Source organism: Enterococcus mundtii (genome assembly GCF_002947535.1).
In the GTDB taxonomy this organism is placed as follows: Bacteria; Bacillota; Bacilli; order Lactobacillales; family Enterococcaceae; genus Enterococcus_B; species Enterococcus_B mundtii_B.
In genome coordinates this window covers 1-18,808 of record NZ_PUAP01000042.1, presented here as the reverse complement: position 1 = coordinate 18,808, position 18,808 = coordinate 1, and the positions used below count along the sequence as shown (strand labels likewise).

Genomic DNA, 18,808 nt, shown 5'->3' with positions numbered 1-18,808 from the left:
TCAAAGGTCTACGTGATAAACGAAACACAACTGCTTCGATTTACCGTTTGTGATTGCCGTAGCAACTTTTATATCTTAGCAAACTCTCGAATGATTGTCAACTATTTTTTAAAAGTTTTTTGAACTCGTTTTTCACGAGGTCGTTTTAGCAACTCACTTATCATAACTCATCGTTTGTTATTTGTCAACAGTTAATTTTGTTTTTTTCTTTGCGAAATCAACATGTATGAACTAGTTTCTCATAACCAACTTCGTTATATTATCATAAGAAAATATGATTGTCAACAAAACTTTTAAACAAATTTCATGATTGTTTTCATGTTTCAGCAACGTTGACTATACTATCATTAAAAAAAAGATTGGTCAAGGTAAAATTTAACTTTCACTGCACCTAATCTTTTTTTATTTATTTCACACCATTTCTATTTCCTGATAGTTGAAATAATCAAAATCAGCATAGCTCCCTCCTCTTACATTTAAATCATGCACACCAATGCCAACAAAGTTTCCTGTAAAACCACCTGACAGTGTCTGCATATCAATTTTAGCACCGATTTTTTTCCAGTCTTGCGAACGTTTTACATAAAATTGTCCAAGAGTCTTTTCAACAACTACTTTAATCACTGTTTCTTCTCCTCTTAGTGGATAAATGTCAGGGCTAATCGTAACATAGCCTTCAACTGCACTAAGTAATCGGAGACATTTCCCTATCTCTTCATCCCAGGTCACACAGCAATAATAGTAATTTTCTTCATTTAGAAAAAGAAGTAGTCCAGCCATTTGGTTAAAGTGCTTTGGCTCATATTCCATCTTAGTTTGTGCAATAAATGAAAACGTTGTTTGTCGTATCGCTAATAAGTGTTGGTCAAACGTTGACTGTAGTGATTCTCCTGCGAGCATCCTTAAGTAACCATATCGACTGGTCAAATCACACCAAGTTGTGTCTGGTAAACAACGACGTGCGTTCCAACTTTTTCTCATTTCTCCTTCAAAATCATCAAAAAAATAAGAATCGATCTTTTGGATCACTTTCTCTTGTGTGGGAATGTTGATGCTCTCTCTGGGTTGATTTCCTCCTTCTTTTATACGCAGCCAATTATCTTCTGTCCAATACACTTCTTGAATAGCTGTTTCTCTACCTAAGATAGCAACGCCTTCGATAGGACGAGTACAAAGATGGACTATATACCATCTGTCGAATTCTGTTTGAACCAAACTTGCATGTCCCGCACATTGTAAACTTGAGCTTGGATAACCATTGGCCGTCAACATTGGATTTTGGGGATCGACTTCGTATGGTCCTAACAAATCACGACTACGACAAACGGTAACAGCATGCCCACTACCAGTGCCACCTTCAGCAGTCAACAAATAATAGTAATCATTAACATAGTAAAGATGAGGTGCTTCGGTCTTTGCAAGTTCCGTTCCTGTAAAGATCGTGTGAATCGGACCGACTAGTTGTTTTTGTTTTGCATCATATGCTTGAATGACGATCCCTGCTGATTTATTAGGTGTAGTTAGTCGGAAATCCCAAATTTCATTCAATAGCCATTTCTTACCTGTAAGTGGATCATGAAAAAGAGAGGGGTCAAAACCACTACTGTTTAGATAGATTGGATGTTCCCAAGGACCCTCGATAGCTTCCGCGATCATCATGTAGTTGTGAGCATCTTTAAAAGGACGTGCTACGCTTTTAACATCTGTATAAATAAGATAAAATCGTCCATCTGAGTAACTGATTTGAGGCGCCCAGATACTTCCATTGATCGGTTGACCCTTTAATGATACTTGATCAGTTAAAATATCCGTTTTATGTTCCCAGTTGATTAGATCCGTTGACTCATATACACGAATGCCTGGTAACCATTCAAAAGAAGAAACGATCACATAATAAGAGCTACCCACTTTCAAAATATTCGGGTCAGGATTAAATCCTCGAATGATTGGATTGATTGCTTTACTTTGAAACATCTGCTTCCCACCTTTGCTCTATTTTTTGGCGATACATGCTTGAACCCGCTGCTAATAGATAGAAAAAAACAAAAGGGTAAGCAATGAATTGTGTACCGAACAACAGCAGGACTCCTGAAATCAAATAAATGAGCGCTGCCGCCGGACTTGCTTTTCCCTTCAACGATAAATAAAGAGCCAGACATAACCCAATCAAAGAGAGGAACAGAGTCACACTAAACAAACCTGTTGTCTTTCTTAATAACTCAAACGTTTCTTCCACACTGCCAATGTACTCCAGTGAGAGAGCTTGATATGTTTCTCGAAAATTTGAAAGGGACATTTGATTGAAAGTCACAGCAATTCCACCGAAAAACAACAAAGCGGCAGACCCACCGATCAAGCCAAAACTTATTTCCCATTTTTTCGTCATCTAATCGTCCTCCATTTCAACAGTGATCCAGGATTCGCGACAAATTTTTCCTTGGTATTTATTATTTTTTTCGTAAAAGCGTGCTGTTTGTCTGTTTTGTTTCTTATCCCAATCATGCCAACCACTTTGATGGACATGTGCTCCTACATCACACTCTTCAAATGTCGCCTGAGCATATGGGCGCCAAGGTCGGCCTAAATAGTTAGTAGGTTCCTCAGAATCTGCGATGATTGCACACCTGAAAAAAACAAAACCTTGTTCTTGTTCTTTTGCCGTTGAAGCGGCTGTGATATAGCCATTAGAAAAACAAGCTAAACTCTTGATGGAACAATGGTCAAATACTGCATCTGCTCCACCAAAAATAAAATCAACAGTTCCTTCGATCCAACATCGTTCATAATATTGTCGACAATACTTACGTTCCTTTGTCACTGGTGTAAGGAAAAGACGACCATCTTTTTGTGTAGCCGGCAACGGTCCCGTACATAACGTATCTTGTTGCCCGCACAACCGACAATTGATCAACTGGACTTGATGCGCGTAATTGAACAGCGCGACTGCTTGCCCAACTTGTTCTCCTGCACCGGCTTTGTTGATGATTTGTATATTTTCAAGATGAACGTTTTCTCCCTCAAGAAATAGTGTCGCTGTTCGAAATGTTTCTCTTTCTTCGCCAGATGGAAGATTTTGTTTCGCAAAACGGCACCCAATTATCTGCACTTCTCCTTCTCCAAGCATTTGAAAATTCGACAGCCGGCATTCGAGATATTCATGATAGACACCTTCGCGAATGATCATGGTCTTTTTTACGGTATTCGGCAATGAGCTAAGATGAGCAATTCCTGCTTGAATAGTCTGAAAGTCTGCTTTTCTTGGGATCGGATCGATCACGATGTGCGTTTTCATTTATAGGTGCTCCTTTAAAAATGCTTGCCACTTACTTCGCATGTCACGTGTTTCAAAGTGTCCACCATTTAAAGAGTATCCTTGAAAATTTGTTGGTACTCCTAATTGTTGATAATACAAATCTAGCTGTTTATTCAAGTGACAGACGCCTTCTGTTGGACACATGTGATCGTTTTCTCCTACTATAGATAGCCGTTTACGCGGCGCAATTTTTTGCTGGATCGCTAGGGTCGTATATTCTGTCAATAAATCAGGAACATAATAATAGTAGCCGTGGCAATCTAGCATCTGGTGTTTCAAGAGTGTTTCGATCTCCACTTGACTAGCTAAGTCAATACAGACTTTCACACGTTCATCCAATGCACTTGTCCACCAACTCAATAGTCCACCCATAGATAATCCAATCGTTGCGATACGTTGTACATCAATATCTTTACGTGTTTCCAAATAATCGACCAAGCTTAGCACGTCAAAGATCCGCATTCCCCAAAGTGTTCGCCCCGTTAATAAGAATCGCTTGAAAAGTTCACTCTCAGCAATCCCTCCCCGTTCTTCAAATCCCCAAGCATCAATTGCCCATACACCATATCCCATACTTGTCAAAGTCTTCGCAAACGAAGGCTCCACAAAATAGGATGCACCTTCTAACAATTCACTTTTTCCTAGTGAAAAATCACCCCCATGTGAATGCAGATAGATCACAACAGGCAAAGGTTCCTTCTTTTTTACTGGATAAACATGAATGGCCGGAACAGGTTCAAGTTCATTTAATCTCAATTGATAATACTCAATTACTTGATCGTCGTTGATTTTTTGTGATAAACAGCTACCACTCGGCCTCAAGCAACGTGCGTCCCTCCCTAAGTACTCGATCAACTCCATTTCATTTAAGTTCCTTCTATAATAGATACATTCTTTTTATCCAACTCTGTCGATCGCATACGTTTAATTTCGATATCTTCCGAATCTTCAATCATGATTGCTGGTCCTTCATGATGATCGATCGTGATCTGATGGAAAGAAATATGTTTACCAAACCGTACATAAAATCCTTGTTGGCGCATGGGTTCTAAACCTGTCATCATGGCTGGCACTCCCGCTTTTGCATCTTTTGCCATGGAAATATCGACATGATCGAAAGAAATGTCTTGAACTGCTTGTTCTGCTAGACCATAAATAAAGCCCGCGGAAGCATGGACATTTCGAGCAGTTACCGATGAAAAATGAACCCGCCGAACTTGTGGTGTCCGCTCATCCATTGGATACACTTCCTTTTCCCAAACATAAGGATCTTTGCCACGAGGTCCGCAAAAATAATAAAGATTGATGACAAAAGGACACAATACTTGGTCCATGATCAGATTAGTTACTCGGACATCTTCAATCATCCCCCCTCGACCTCGGCGTGTCTTTAATCGAATTCCACGATCGGTTTGTTGAAAGATGCAGTTCGAAATCGTTACATTCCGAATTCCGCCACTCATTTCACTCCCTAACACTACGCCACCATGACCGTGTACCATCGTACAATTAGTGATCGTGATATTTTGACAAGGCACTTTATTAATGGCATCCTCTGTCCCTGCTTTGATCGCAATACAGTCATCGCCAACATCAATATGGCAATTACTGATATGCACATTATGACAAGACTCTGGATCAATTCCATCTGTATTCGGCGAATCAGCAGGATTGCAGATGGCTACATGATCGATGGTTACATCTTGGCAATGATTGGGATGGATGGTCCAACTCGGCGAGTCGACCAATTGGATATCACGAATCGTTACTCGTCGGCAATGATCAAAACCAATCAGTTTAGGTCGAGGGTACTCAAGTGTTTCATACTCCTCTCGAAACATGCGCCACCAGTTAGGACCACTACCATCTAATTTCCCTAAACCAGTGACGGCAATATTTTCTGCATGTTGCGCATAGATACATGAAGCGTAGACCTTTTTAGGTACACCTTCCCAGCTGGATAAAATGGCTGGATACTGCGCCGGGTCATCTGTAAATTTCAATACTGCTCCAGGAGAAAGATACAACTCCACATTACTTTTCAAGCACAATGCCCCCGTTAAAAACTGTCCACTTGGAATGGTTACTCTTCCCCCGCCTGCTTCAGCTACTTGATCAATGGCTTGTTGGATCACTGTCGTGTTGAGTATATCGGTTGATGCATCTAAGTTTAAAATATTTATCACTCAAATACACCTTCCACTTCCACTAAAGCTTGCAAAAAGGCACCAACACCTTTTTGATCATTACATACAATCGGCTCACTAATATAGTAGGCATAAGAACCATCTCTTCGATCCGCACCGCCCAGACCTGCAACTTGGCAATTTTTATTCAGATTCAGCCAGCCTTCTTTTGTTTCTAAAACAAATTCATCAAATAAGCCTTGATAAGATTTTTTCAACTGAGGAAGCCATACTTCTTTTTCCAATATCCCTAAGCGAATCCCCTTTGCCATCGCATAGACGAACATACTACTACCAGAAGCTTCTAGATAATTTCCTTTACGCTTCGTTTCGGTTGTTACTTGGTACCATGTGCCAGTTTCTGATTGATAAGGCAATAATGCTTCTAATGTGGTTGTCAGGATTTGCCATAATAATCGACAGTCCACTTCTTCATGCAACAGCTCGTAACTATCGACACATGCCATCAAATACCAACCAATTGAGCGACTCCAAAAATGATGAGATAATCCCGTTTCTGTATCCGCCCAAGGTTGGACCTTCTTTTCATCCCACGCATGGAACAATAAACTAGTCTTTGTATCAAGCAAATGCTGATAACTGATCTCGAATTGATGTAAAACATCTTGATAGTCTTTTTTCGACGTAAAGGTTTGGATATATTCCGCATAAAAAGGCGCTCCCATGTACAATCCATCTAACCATATTTGCCAAGGATAGATTGCCTTATGCCAAAATACACCTTCAGATGTTCTTGGGTGATTCAACAATTGTTTGGCGCAATTTTCTGCTGCTTTGCGATATTTCTCATCTCCTGTTTCTTTATAGAGTATAAAGAACAGTTTTCCAGTATTGATATGATCGATATTGTATTCTTCTAATTCATAGCCTTTGATCGAGCCATCTTCTTGTACGAAGTAGTCAATATTTGTTTGGATGAAGTCCAAGTACTTCTTCTCCTTTGTTTTCAGCCATAACAACTGAAATCCTTTCAAAACGACACCATAATCATATGACCATTTTCGTTCATATCCTTTATCTTGATACAAATACGGCGTACGTGCCATAATACTATCTGCTAATTTCTCTGACCAATTCAATCTTCTTCCTCCGATCAATCATTTTAAGAAAGAAAGGGCTGCGCTTGGAATGGTTACAGCCCTCTCTTTCATACATCTACTATTACTGTGCAGCTTTATAAGCCTCTTCGTATTCTTTAGCAATTTGATCGCCACCTTGGGCACGCCAATTGCCGATTGCTTGTTTGAATCCATCTTCATCTATTTGCCCCATAATATATTGGACAGTTGCATCGATCATGATTTTTTCGATTTCTGAACCGACTTCATTGTTTTTCTCTGAATCTAATGGGACGGTTGGATCTAACACAACAAACTGTTCATTTTCCTTAACTAATTGATTGGATAATTCTTTCTCTGGATCAGCATCTTTAAATGAAAATGTAACTTCACTTGGTCTTGAACTGGATAATGGTTGCACTTCCTGTTGCCAAAGGTCCATGTCGATGTATTCAATCGCGCCATCTTCTTGTAATTGGTAATGTGTTCCTTCAATACCACCTGTCATCAATTTATACATATCTTCTTCTAATAAATCATCGACAAACTGAAGTAATTTCTTCAATTGTGCTTCATCTTTGACCGAGGATTTAGGAAATGCCAATAGCCCTCCTACTCCATTTCCTTCTGACCATACATGGTAATCCCCATCTTCACCATCTGATATTTTATTTACTGGCACAAGCTCCATCTCTGGTTGAATATCTTTCCCCATATTTTTCAGGTTTTTGATATCGATCATCCCGGTATAGATCCCTGTTTTACCTTGTGCAAATTGTTCCTGTTGGTCTGTCTTTTGAGTCACTGCAAAGTCTTGCGCTAAGTAACCGTTTTCAAATAAGTCTCTGGAAAAATTCATCGCTTTCATATACTCATCTGTATCAAATTCAGGTGTAAATTGACCGTTACTCTCTACTTTCCAACCATTCGGCGCACCGTAATACGACGTAAATAATTTGAAGCTCGTATAACGGATATCACTTGGGGCGCGATCGCCAAAACCAACTGTATCATCGACACCATTGCCGTCTGGATCATTTTCTGTGAATTGCTTCGCTACTTCATAAAGTTCATCCAAGGTATCTGGTACTTCCAAGCCTAGATTGTCCAACCAATCTTTTCGGATAACTAAACCTGCACGAGCGTAATCTTTTTGCATAGGTACGCCATACAATGCACCATCGATACTTGCCGCTTCGATTCGATCCTCTGATATCTTACTTAAATTTTTGTAGTCAGCTAAGTAATCAGACACATCCCAAAAAACTCCAGACTTCAACGCATTTCGTACAGAGGAATTCTTTAACATGGCAATTTGTAATGTCACGATATCTCCTAGTTCATTCGACGCTAGTGCAGTTGTCAACCGTTCCTCTTTTGATGCATCAGGAATCCAGTTGAACGTCAACTCTGAATTGGTTTTTTCCTCGATTTTATCAACGATCGTATCATTAGGTGGCGAAGCTGTATGTAAAATGTTCAACCAAGTGATTCGCGTTTTCCCATCCTCTGTATCTGCGGATGTATCACTTGAATCATTGCCACAAGCTGACAAAGCAAGTATGCTGAGCAAACCGATCCCTGCTGTTACTAACGTTTTTTTCTTCATAATTGTTCTCCTTCACTGAATGTATTTTTATCTATTGCTACTTCTTTCTTTTTAAGGCGATCAAATAGCTGCACCGCTGTCCAAGTAATGGCAAAAAAGAAGAAGCTACTCCCCATGAACGTCAACATACCAGGAGCTAAGCGAATAATTACCGCGTAACTGCCCATAATGATCAATAGTAAAACGAGTGAATAATGTAACTGAGAAAAACCAAACAAAAAAGCCATTTTGATTTTATAAAACATCCCTTGCCATTGGTAATGGGCCATAATCGGGAAAATATATAGCGCAGATAACACGTAAAAAAAGCTGATGACCAAAATCACTACGCGTAAGTACCAATTTTGGATGTAGGCAAGATCCACGTATAAGACAAAGGCAACTGCAAGATATAACCAACTGATCAATAGCGTTTCTCTATAATTCTCTTTAAAATAGTGAAAGTACGTCTGTGTTAGTGGAAAATCTTCGGATGAACGTAACCACTTACGGATCACTGAGACCGTTGCATAAGAAGCTGGGCCAAATGTGAATAGTCCGAGACCCAAAACGACTAATATTCCCCACAAAAAATTTAAGTAAACGAGTTGCAGGAGTCTGATCAATTTTTTATTTGTACTCTCTAACTTTTGCAACATCTGCTTGCTCCTTTTCTAGTACACACCATCTTCACCCAGTTTTTTTGCAAGCTTGTTCGCAAGCACGACCATAAACAAGCCCACTACACCTTTGAACAAGCCCATTGAAGTACTAAAACTCAATTGTCCGTTCTTCAATCCAGCAGTATAGATATACGTATCAAAAATTTCTGCCACACTGCGATTCAATGAATTGAGTAGCAAGTACATATGCTCAAATCCTAAATCAAGTGTTTGACCGATTTTCAAAATCAACAAGGTAATGATCACTGGACGGATCGCAGGTAATGTCACATGCCATGTCTTACGTAACCGCCCTGCCCCGTCCATTTCAGCTGCTTCATATAATTGCGTATCTACTGCGGTGATCGCCGAGAGGTAAATGATCGTTGACCACCCTAGTTCTTTCCAAATCACCTGTCCGATATAGACTGTTCGTGTCCAATCAGGCGACGTCAAAAAACTTATTTTGTCTAGTCCGATACTTGCCAAAAATTCATTGATGACCCCACCGTCCACATTCAAAAAAACATAGGTGATCGAGACGATGATGACCCAAGACATGAAATGTGGAATGTAAATGATTGTTTGGATACTATTCTTGAATCGCTTGTTCGTTACTTCATTCAATAGTAGCGACAGAATGATCGGCATTGGGAAAAAAACAAAAATGTTCAGTCCAAACAAAATCAGCGTATTTCTCAACAGCATAAAAAATGTTGGTTCAGTAAATAATCGAATGAAGTGCTTGAAACCAACCCAAGGACTACCAAGAATCCCCAGATAAGGTTGATAGTCTTGAAACGCAATCACTAACCCACCCATAGGTAAATATCTAAAAACAATGAAATAAAGGATTCCTGGAAGAATCATCAAGTACAGAAATTTATTCGTTTTGATTCCAGCAATCGTCTTCCTTCTTCTTTTTGTTCGTTCTTCCTTTTTTGATAAGGTAATTGAACCTAGCTCTCTTTTTACACTTTCCATAAGCCCTCCTTGTTAAACATTGTGTGACTTCATTAGCTATCCACAGCATAAAGGAAGAAAAGTGATTCCGTATATAATCATTTTCACTGACGTAGGTAACTGCCGATCATCACTTGATTGATCACTTTTTTGCTTCATCTGATCGATTTGTTAGGTAATGCTGTTTCTTCTATTGAAACCTCATGATTTCCTCTCACTAAAAAATGATTATGTACGTAATTTCAAGCAGATGATAGATTGGAGGTACAAAAATACTTATGGTTTGAAGGAGGGTTCTCTCTAAATGAAAAAAAAGGTTTCGCTTGGAGAAAAAAGCTTTACGATTTTTAATTCTATTTTTCTACTATTATTAGCTTTGATCTGTATCGTACCGTTTTTAAATATCATCGCCACTTCATTTGCCTCTACACAAGAAGTCGTAGCAAAAAAATTCATCCTTTTCCCGACTACGTTTTCTTTAGATGCCTATCGTTACATCTTATCTACACCCACGATTTTTCGCGCTTTGGCTGTTTCTATTGGTATTACTGGGCTTGGGACGATCGTCAGCATGTGCGTGACTTCATTGATGGCCTATGGATTATCACGTAAATATCTTTTTGGGCGAGGCTTTTTTAACTTTATGGTTGTCTTTTCCATGCTCTTTAGTGGTGGAATGATTCCGACATTCTTAGTGGTGCGCTCCTTGGGATTGATCAATTCGTACTGGTCGATGATCTTACCTGTAACTGTCAACGCCATGAATATGATCATCATGCGTAACTTTTTTCAAGCTTTACCTAATAGTTTAGAAGAATCTGCCAAGATGGATGGCTGTACTGATTTCGGGGTCTTTTTCAAAATCATGTTGCCCCTTGCTTTACCTTCCATTGCGACGATCTCCCTTTTTTATGCTGTGACCTATTGGAATACGTATATGACGGCGATCTTATATATTAACGATTCCTCTAAATGGCCGATCCAAATCTTATTACGTCAAATCGTGATCGTGTCAAGCGGGATGCAAGCGGAGAGTAGTGCTGTCGATATCATCCCGCCGGCACAAACGATCAAAATGGCCGTCATCGTAATTGCTACAGTGCCAATGTTAGTTGCTTATCCATTTGTTCAAAAGTACTTTGTAAAAGGGGCATTGGTCGGCTCAGTCAAAGGTTGACCCTTTCATACTTAAAGATACGTTTAAAAATAATTATTCATTTAAATAGCACGATCTAAGAAAAAATAATTTTTCAAAGATTGTGCTATTTCCCACAATAAAACGATTATTTTTTCCTGAGTACTCATCCAAGACTTTAATGATCGGTGTTCAATAAGTTATCTTCAGCGGTTTTTCTTACGGTACTCACCAGGAGTCACAGATTCTTTCTTTTTGAAAAAGCGAATAAAGTTTTGTGAGTTACGATACTTAAGTCTTTCTGCAATTTCTTTCACGGATAACGTCGTTTCTGTCAACCATTTTTTAGCGATCTCTAAGCGATAGTTCTGAATGAAATCTCCAAAGTTTTCACCGGTTTCTTTTTTGAACACGTTACTCAAATAGTTAGGATTATAGTGCAGGCGGTCTGCCACCAGGTCTAGTGATAGATCACGATCATATTCGCTATAGATGATATGGATCATTTTTTCTGATAACGATTTAAACTCTTGCTCCGTGATTTCTTGAGAGCTTTTTGTGATTGGTTGAACAAAATATTCTAATAGCAATTGCTCAAGTTCTTGAGGATGATAGGTGTGTAACACCTTGACATATATTTGCTTCAATTCTTCAAACTGCGTAATATTCACACCCAATAGTTGTCCCAACTGAACAAATTCATTGACTAACCGAATAGCGACAACTTCTCGATTCAGTCGATTTTTATTTTGAGTGAACATCTCAACGATCAATTCGTGAAGAAGTCGACTGACGTGTTCGTCTCCTGAACGGATTGCTTCAAATAAACGATTTTGTTTTTCCATTGGATATTTGATCAGTGTCTTCTCTTGCTGCTCTGAGATGATTTCATGGTAGAACACAATTGAATTTGGTCCAGTGTTTACCCGATGGTATAAGGCTTCTTTCGCTTGGTCGACAGATTGCTTACTGTCATTGAGTGTAGTAAAACATTCACTGATCCCAATGCTAACAGTCAATTTGAGATATTCTTGGATCATTTTTTGGATCTGACGACAGTGATCCATTACTTTTTTATTCGCGAATGCTTCTTCCTTAGAAATTCGATAAATCGTTGCTTGCATTTCTTCGTTCAGCACGATAGGAATCATTCGTTCTTCTTTAGGAACGATCTCAGCAATCATTTGGTTGATAGCCAATAGCAATAAATCTCGTTCTCCTCCATGGCCGTCTTCTAAAAGATCGATCTGCACGATTGCTGTATAGTAACATTCATTTTGCGAGTCGTAGTTGAACTGCCGTAACCGTTGATCCAATTCCCGTTTTTCCACACGATTTCTAAAGAGACTCAAGACAAATAATGTTTCTAGTTGTGGTTTCTGAGTAATCAAATTTGCACTCAATAGTTCATTTTCACCAATCACTTGGCTCACTGACTGGACAACATTCTCTAGTTTTTTCCCAGACAAGCCTTCCGAATGGAGATTCAGTCGGTCTTGAATCTGGCTGATAGGACGAACATAGCGTTCAGAAAAGATGTAGGACAATCCCCCCACTAAAATGATCAAAGTAAAGGATACAGTAGCTAATCCGATTTGCAAGTTTCGGACAGTCGTACCTATAGTTGCAGGATCGATCTCTAATTGATACTGCCATTGATTGTAATCAGATTGAAGCAAGATGAAATTCCGACCATTTCTTTGAACCACTGTTGGTACATTCGCTTCTATATTTTTGACTGTTATCATCCCTTCTCTTGATGATTCAGCATCAGTAAAGAGCAGTTCTTCTCCATAATAGATCGTTAAGTGGTCTTCGTTGCTTCGTTCAATGATTCGTTTCAGCGCCTGATGATCGATCGAAGCAAAACCTAACGCATACTTTTCGCTGACTGCTTTAGGTAGTGCAACAACCATTTCAATTCCATCTGGTTGTTTCGTCCAAAAAACTTGTTGATCTTGATTGACATATTGTTGCTTCAGATCAGTTACTTTTTGTGGTTCAAGTTGGTTCAACGAGCCATTCACAACACCCCAACCGCCTTTTAGGCTGACTAACTTAAACGCATTTTCCTCCATTGCGATCGTTTCAATAAAATTAAGTTCTTTTCGTACTTCGGAATAAATAGTGTAGTCGGTATGATTCAAAGGAGATTGAAATATTTCGGAGAAGTTTTTAGTGGAGCCGTATGTAGCGAAAGAGTACTCAATCGTTCGAAACTTCCATTCTACATTTGTTTTGATTTGTTTCAATAGATTTTGTTTATCTAATAAGTAGTTCTCTTCAATCGAGTCATAGGTGTTTGTATAGATAAACAAACTAAAGCCAACGACCAGTACCACACCGATAATAAAAATCGGCATAAACATTTGATAAAACAACATTTTATTCCTCATTCGACTTTCTCCTCCTCCAGAATTAAAAGGCTTACATTTTATGTAAAATTGATTATCTTCTAAAGCAATGAGTATCTTCACTCTTTCAGATTAACATACTACTATTTAAAAACATAAGTTTTTTTGAAAGAGAAAAACCTAACGATAGCAAGCCTTATTGACTAAAACTTTTATTCATATTACGATGAATGCGCCACCAAGTGATTGCTTAAAGCATGAAAACAAGTAATAGATTTTGCTATAAACAAAAAAACACCAAATCAGTGAAGAAGAAGTATGTAGTCGCTATAAAAATAACAAATATTGATAATTCTCTTTACGTTTCAGAGAATTTTATCATAAATTTTTTGTCTCACAGAAAGGAAATCATTCGATGGAAAGATTAACTAAAAAGCAGTACCCTAAAAATCAAGCTGCGATCACTTGTCTACAGTTTGGTGAAGGAAATTTTATGAGAGGATTCGTTGATTGGCAACTTCAGCAGTTAAACAATCAAGGACTCTATCATGGAAATGTTGCAATCGTCCAACCACTAGCTCATGGATTAAGTGAAAAGCTGACTGAACAAGATCAACTCTATACAGTTCTACTCCAAGGATTAATTGATGGCAAAGTCATCGATAAAACAGAGCCGATCACTGTGATCGACCGTACGCTCAACCCTTATGAGCAATGGCAAGAGTTCCTCGCATTGGCAGAAATCGATGAATTAGCCTTTGTCTTTTCTAATACGACAGAAGCTGGTATTAGTTATCGTGAAGCCGATGCTCGAAATGATGATCCCCCAACAAGCTTTCCTGCAAAGTTGACTGCCTTTTTGTATCATCGATTCAAGATGAACAAAAATGGACTCACGATCATCCCATGTGAATTGATTGATCGCAATGCAGAGCTTTTAAAAAAATTCGTTTTACAGTATGCAAAAAATTGGCAGCTTGAAACAGAATTTGTCGATTGGCTACACCAAGAAAATCATTTTTATTGTAGTTTGGTGGATCGGATCGTTCCTGGATTTCCGAGAGATGAAATCGATGAACTGCACCAACGATTGGGGTATGATGATCAACTGTTAGTCAAAGCTGAACCATTTATGTTATGGGTGATCGAAGCACCAGAGGAATTGAATGAACGCTTACCATTGAAAAAAGCAGGTCTGAATGTTGTCTTGACTGATGATTTGACACCCTATCGTGAGCGGAAAGTCCATCTCCTAAACGGACCTCATACGGCAATGGTGCCAATCGGACTGCTGTCAGGCGTCTCAACGGTCGAAGAGGTCATGAAAGATCCTCTGCTATCCGATTACATCAACACATTAGTGACTAGTGAATTGATTCCAATGTTACGCTTACCTGAAGAAGAATCACTGGCGTACGCTAGACAAATCAACGAACGTTTCTTAAATCCTTTTGCACATCATCAATTACATGCGATCGCTTTGAACAGTGTTGCCAAATTCCGAACACGATTACTACCTATTCTAAAAAAATACATGGAAAAAAGGGAAGCACTCCCTCCCTATTTGACTGTCTCATTTGCTGCCTTGATGTTGCTTTATCGTTCCAATCCTTCGAAAATCCAAGTAAACGATGATCCCATGGTACTCGCTAGTTTTGCTGAAGCTTGGGCTGAGCCAGAGACTGCTGTCCTTCAGCTATTGAAAAATCCAAGCCTTTGGGGCGAAGATCTATCCGCACTTCCTGATTTAACAGAAACAGTTTCACATTACGTGACAGAGATCGATCAAAAAGGCATTCGTAACGTATTACATGAATTGAAAGGATGAAAAAAATGACTGATCCAGATTTCTCCAATAGAATCATCCAATTACACCCACAGGACAGCGTTGTCGTGGCTACTACCGCGATTCCAACGAATACAACACTTCGTTTCAATGACATTACGCTAACTACTTTTGAAGAAATCCCCTTAGGTCATAAAATTGCTTTGTCCGATTTAAGTACAGGGGCTGATGTGATCAAGTATGGCTATCCGATCGGTCATCTCTTGACGGATGTCAAAGCGGGGCAATGGATACATACGCATAATATCAAAACAAACCTTTCTGGTGAGGAAAGTTATCACTACCTGCCAACATCTAATCCCATCGTCTATCCACAAGAAAATCGCACTTTTCAAGGCTATCTTCGTGAGAACGGAAAAGTCGGAATTCGCAACGACCTATTTATCGTTCCAACCGTTGGCTGTGTCAATGGAATCGCTGAATTGATCATCCAAGAATATAAAAAACGACATGCAGATGACGATCCTTTCGATCATCTCACGATTTTAAAACATCCTTATGGTTGTTCCCAATTAGGCAAGGATCATGAGAATACGAAAAAGATTCTAGCTGATGCGATTCATCATCCGAATGCTGGCGGTGTGCTTGTATTTGGCTTAGGTTGTGAGAACAATACGATAAAAGAATTAAAGGCTAGTTTAAATAAATATAACGAACAACGAATAAAATTTCTAACTGCCCAAGATGTCTCTGATGAAATAGCACATGGCGTATCATTACTTGAAGAATTAGCAGACATCGCACGGAGTGATTATCGTGTTCCTGTTCCTCTGGATAAACTAACGATCGGTTTGAAATGTGGTGGTTCGGATGGATTGTCAGGGATTACTGCTAATCCATTACTAGGTGCCTTTTCTGACTATTTGATTTCACAAGGAGGTAGTACGATCTTGACGGAAGTGCCCGAAATGTTTGGTGCCGAACAAGTCCTGATGGCACGAGCAGAAAATCAAGAAGTCTTTGAATCGATCGTTCGTTTGATCAATGATTTCAAACAATATTTTCTCTCTTATAATGAACCAGTCTATGAAAATCCTTCTCCTGGAAACAAAGCAGGCGGTATCTCTACTTTAGAAGACAAGTCACTTGGTTGCACCCAAAAAGCAGGAAATTCAACGGTAGTCGATGTGTTAGCCTATGGTGAAAAAGTACGTAAAACTGGACTGAGTTTACTGGAGGCACCAGGTAATGATCTTGTTGCCGCATCTGCATTAGCTTCTGCTGACTGCCAACTTGTACTATTCACTACAGGTAGAGGTACGCCTTTTGGTTCTTATGTTCCTACGCTGAAAGTATCGACTAATACACCTTTATTTGAACGGAAACAACATTGGATGGACTTTGATGCCGGCGAATTATTGACTCAACCAATGACAGAGATCTTACCTTCATTTATCGATAAAATCATCCATGTTGCCAGCGGAGAAGAGACAAAAAACGAAGCCAATGATGTACGAGAACTAGCTATTTTTAAAAATGGTGTCACACTTTGATTTTCCTTGTCATTACCCATTCTGAAATTGAAAGAAGTGAAGCAAATGTTTTTATCTGATGATTTTTTATTAACTAATCAATGGTCAAAACAACTGTACCATTCATATGCTGAAAAAATGCCGATCATCGACTATCACTGTCATCTATCACCAAAAGAAATTTACGAGAACAAACCTTTCACTAATTTGACAGAAGCCTGGTTGAGTGGCGACCATTACAAGTGGCGTTTGATGCGAGCTTGCGGGGTTCCTGAAGAAAAAATCACCGGCCACGCCTCGGATTATGAAAAATTTTACGCTTGGTGTCAAACGGTGCCGAAAATCATAGGCAATCCTTTGTATACTTGGACACATCTTGAATTGAAACGTTTCTTCCAAATCGATTTATTGATCAATGAAGAAAATGCCCTTACCATCTGGGAACAAGCAAATAAACGTTTAGCTGAACCAACGTTTCGGCGACGAGAGATTGCGAAAAATGCGAAGGTGACTGTCATTTGCACAACAGATGATCCCATTGACGAGTTAGTCTATCACGAATTATTGGCAAAAGAAGAACCTGCTCTCAAAGTATTACCAGCGTTTCGTCCAGATGCTGCATTAAATCTCACCCACGATGGATTTTCTGAATGGTTGTCAAAATTGTCTCACGTCATTGGCAAACCAATCGCTGATTACACTTCTTTGATCACCGCATTGAGTCAAAGGATCGACTATTTCCACTTGCATGGCTGTCGCCTATCGGATCATGGATTAGATCGCTTGTCCTATCACAGAGCTTCTGAAAAAGAACTTGAACAGATTTTCCAGAAAGCATTGGCAAAAGAAACACTGACACAAACAGAAATTGATGCTTATCGAACAGAAACACTCAACCGGCTGATCCCTCTGTATCATGCGCATGGTTGGACGATGCAGTTGCATCTCCATGCTTATCGTAACTGCAATACCCAAGCATTCACACGCTTAGGACCAGATACTGGTTACGACGGGATCAACGATCAACCACTAACCAGCCATCTGCAACAGTTGCTGGATCATGTCGAGCAAAACGATCAATTACCGAAGACCATCCTTTATTCGCTCAATCCAAATGACTATCCTTTGATGCTCGCTTTAATGGGTAGCTTTCAAAAGGAAACAGCTGGAAAACTCCAACTCGGTTCTGGTTGGTGGTATAACGATACCCGAGCAGGCATGCGTGAACAGATGACACAACTTGCTGATGGCGGTGTTATAGGAAATTTCGTCGGTATGTTGACGGATTCTCGCAGCTTTCTCTCTTATACACGACACGAGTATTTCCGACGCGTTCTCTGTGAGCTGATCGGTGAAATCGTGGAACGAGGCGAAGCGCCCGAAGACATCAATCTTTTAGGTACCTTAGTGGAAGATATCTGTTATACAAATGCGCGAAACTATTTCGGTTTTTTTGAGGAAGAAGAATGACTAGGCAAACGATCCATATCGCAGGCGACTCCACTGCTTCGAACAAAGACCTGACTGCTCGACCAGAGACCGGCTGGGGAGAAGTGCTCGGTAAATACTTCCAACCTACGATTCGAATAAACAATCAAGCAAAAAATGGCCGTAGTTCTAAATCGTTCATTGAAGAAGGACGATTCACTCGCTTGCAAGAAGAATTTCAAGCAGGGGATTTTTTACTGATCCAGTTTGGCCATAACGACCAAAAAATAACTGAAGCAAAAGGAACAGAACCCTTTGGTGGATATCTGGATGCACTTGCAATTTATGCGCAAACAGCCTTGGCCTTAAATGTGCAGCCGATATTTTTGACGCCGATTACACGACGCCTTTACTTAAAAAATGGGCAATTAGATCCAAATTGCTTAGGAGACTATCCAAAAGCAATGATGCAATTCGCAGAAAAAAATAACTATCCTATTTTGGATGTTTTTACACGTTCACAAACGGCTCTTCAACAGTATACGCAAGAAGAAACAAAAAAATTCTACTTGCATTTACCAGTTGATACTTTTAGAAATTATCCCTTAGGTCTTTGTGACAACACCCATTTTAGTTCAGAAGGCGCTGATTTAGTCGCTCAACTCGTCGTTGAACTACTAAAAGAAACTGATCTTCCATTAGCAAATTATCTTAATGCTCCGCATATCTAAAACATGATTCAAAGGCTTTACAATTTTACCCAGACAAAACAAAAACTTAAA

General features: G+C 39.4%; 15 protein-coding genes. 5 read left to right on the top strand and 10 right to left on the bottom strand.

Annotated features, from left to right (window positions below; translation table 11 throughout):
- Positions 1–411 precede the first annotated feature (411 nt).
- The 9 genes from CUS89_RS13665 to CUS89_RS13625 all read right to left on the bottom strand — a co-directional run bounded on the left by CUS89_RS13665 (position 412) and on the right by CUS89_RS13625 (position 9,812).
- Positions 412–1,974: a glycoside hydrolase family 43 protein gene (locus tag CUS89_RS13665; protein WP_104872534.1), complete on the bottom strand. Its 1,563-nt coding sequence runs from the start codon at positions 1,972–1,974 to the stop codon at positions 412–414.
- Positions 1,961–2,386, bottom strand: coding sequence for a DUF4064 domain-containing protein (locus CUS89_RS13660; RefSeq protein WP_104872533.1), 426 nt, complete (start codon positions 2,384–2,386; stop codon positions 1,961–1,963). The genes CUS89_RS13665 and CUS89_RS13660 overlap by 14 nt, the downstream gene beginning before the upstream one ends.
- Complete coding sequence (locus CUS89_RS13655; protein WP_104872532.1) at positions 2,387–3,292, bottom strand: pectinesterase family protein; 906 nt, start codon at positions 3,290–3,292, stop codon at positions 2,387–2,389.
- Positions 3,293–4,174, bottom strand: coding sequence for an alpha/beta hydrolase family protein (locus CUS89_RS13650; RefSeq protein ID WP_104872531.1), 882 nt, complete (start codon positions 4,172–4,174; stop codon positions 3,293–3,295). It abuts the gene before it with no gap.
- A gap of 5 nt (positions 4,175–4,179) precedes the next feature.
- Positions 4,180–5,499, bottom strand: coding sequence for a glycoside hydrolase family 28 protein (locus CUS89_RS13645; protein ID WP_104872530.1), 1,320 nt, complete (start codon positions 5,497–5,499; stop codon positions 4,180–4,182).
- The gene (locus CUS89_RS13640) at positions 5,496–6,599 is read right to left on the bottom strand and encodes a glycoside hydrolase family 88/105 protein (RefSeq protein ID WP_104872529.1); all 1,104 of its coding nucleotides are present in this window, start codon (positions 6,597–6,599) and stop codon (positions 5,496–5,498) included. The genes CUS89_RS13645 and CUS89_RS13640 overlap by 4 nt, the downstream gene beginning before the upstream one ends.
- Positions 6,600–6,681: 82 nt before the next feature.
- Entirely contained in the window at positions 6,682–8,187 is a 1,506-nt protein-coding gene (locus tag CUS89_RS13635; RefSeq protein WP_104872528.1) for an extracellular solute-binding protein, read from the bottom strand.
- Complete coding sequence (locus CUS89_RS13630; RefSeq protein ID WP_104872527.1) at positions 8,184–8,825, bottom strand: YesL family protein; 642 nt, start codon at positions 8,823–8,825, stop codon at positions 8,184–8,186. Before CUS89_RS13630 ends, CUS89_RS13635 begins: the two co-directional genes overlap by 4 nt.
- A 15-nt stretch (positions 8,826–8,840) precedes the next feature.
- Positions 8,841–9,812, bottom strand: coding sequence for an ABC transporter permease (locus tag CUS89_RS13625; RefSeq protein ID WP_104872526.1), 972 nt, complete (start codon positions 9,810–9,812; stop codon positions 8,841–8,843).
- Between the two features lie 283 nt (positions 9,813–10,095).
- On the opposite strand from CUS89_RS13625, the gene CUS89_RS13620 reads away from it, so the two are divergent.
- Entirely contained in the window at positions 10,096–10,968 is an 873-nt protein-coding gene (locus CUS89_RS13620) for a carbohydrate ABC transporter permease (protein WP_104872525.1), read from the top strand.
- A gap of 164 nt (positions 10,969–11,132) precedes the next feature.
- Here the strand turns inward: CUS89_RS13620 and CUS89_RS13615 are convergent, their stop codons facing one another.
- A complete protein-coding gene (locus CUS89_RS13615; RefSeq protein WP_104872524.1) occupies positions 11,133–13,322 on the bottom strand; it encodes a helix-turn-helix domain-containing protein in 2,190 nt (729 codons plus the stop codon).
- Between the two features lie 373 nt (positions 13,323–13,695).
- Here CUS89_RS13615 and CUS89_RS13610 point away from each other — a divergent pair, with 373 nt between their 5' ends.
- Genes CUS89_RS13610 through CUS89_RS13595 form a run of 4 tightly spaced genes read left to right on the top strand, consistent with a single transcriptional unit; the run spans position 13,696 to position 18,757 of the window.
- Entirely contained in the window at positions 13,696–15,108 is a 1,413-nt protein-coding gene (locus CUS89_RS13610; RefSeq protein ID WP_104872523.1) for a tagaturonate reductase, read from the top strand.
- 5 nt (positions 15,109–15,113) lie between these two features.
- Positions 15,114–16,619, top strand: coding sequence for a UxaA family hydrolase (locus CUS89_RS13605; RefSeq protein ID WP_104872522.1), 1,506 nt, complete (start codon positions 15,114–15,116; stop codon positions 16,617–16,619).
- 45 nt (positions 16,620–16,664) lie between these two features.
- Complete coding sequence (gene uxaC, locus CUS89_RS13600) at positions 16,665–18,068, top strand: glucuronate isomerase (RefSeq protein WP_104872521.1); 1,404 nt, start codon at positions 16,665–16,667, stop codon at positions 18,066–18,068.
- Positions 18,065–18,757, top strand: coding sequence for a rhamnogalacturonan acetylesterase (locus CUS89_RS13595; protein WP_104872520.1), 693 nt, complete (start codon positions 18,065–18,067; stop codon positions 18,755–18,757). Before uxaC ends, CUS89_RS13595 begins: the two co-directional genes overlap by 4 nt.
- Positions 18,758–18,808 lie beyond the last annotated feature (51 nt).

Coding starts and splice junctions, on each gene's coding strand:
- CUS89_RS13665 (WP_104872534.1), bottom strand. CDS start 1,974: ATGTTTCAAAGTAAAGCAATCAATCCAATCATTCGAGGATTTAATCCT.
- CUS89_RS13660 (WP_104872533.1), bottom strand. CDS start 2,386: ATGACGAAAAAATGGGAAATAAGTTTTGGCTTGATCGGTGGGTCTGCC.
- CUS89_RS13655 (WP_104872532.1), bottom strand. CDS start 3,292: ATGAAAACGCACATCGTGATCGATCCGATCCCAAGAAAAGCAGACTTT.
- CUS89_RS13650 (WP_104872531.1), bottom strand. CDS start 4,174: ATGGAGTTGATCGAGTACTTAGGGAGGGACGCACGTTGCTTGAGGCCG.
- CUS89_RS13635 (WP_104872528.1), bottom strand. CDS start 8,187: ATGAAGAAAAAAACGTTAGTAACAGCAGGGATCGGTTTGCTCAGCATA.
- CUS89_RS13630 (WP_104872527.1), bottom strand. CDS start 8,825: ATGTTGCAAAAGTTAGAGAGTACAAATAAAAAATTGATCAGACTCCTG.
- CUS89_RS13625 (WP_104872526.1), bottom strand. CDS start 9,812: ATGGAAAGTGTAAAAAGAGAGCTAGGTTCAATTACCTTATCAAAAAAG.
- CUS89_RS13620 (WP_104872525.1), top strand. CDS start 10,096: ATGAAAAAAAAGGTTTCGCTTGGAGAAAAAAGCTTTACGATTTTTAAT.
- CUS89_RS13615 (WP_104872524.1), bottom strand. CDS start 13,322: ATGAGGAATAAAATGTTGTTTTATCAAATGTTTATGCCGATTTTTATT.
- CUS89_RS13610 (WP_104872523.1), top strand. CDS start 13,696: ATGGAAAGATTAACTAAAAAGCAGTACCCTAAAAATCAAGCTGCGATC.
- CUS89_RS13605 (WP_104872522.1), top strand. CDS start 15,114: ATGACTGATCCAGATTTCTCCAATAGAATCATCCAATTACACCCACAG.
- uxaC (WP_104872521.1), top strand. CDS start 16,665: ATGTTTTTATCTGATGATTTTTTATTAACTAATCAATGGTCAAAACAA.
- CUS89_RS13595 (WP_104872520.1), top strand. CDS start 18,065: ATGACTAGGCAAACGATCCATATCGCAGGCGACTCCACTGCTTCGAAC.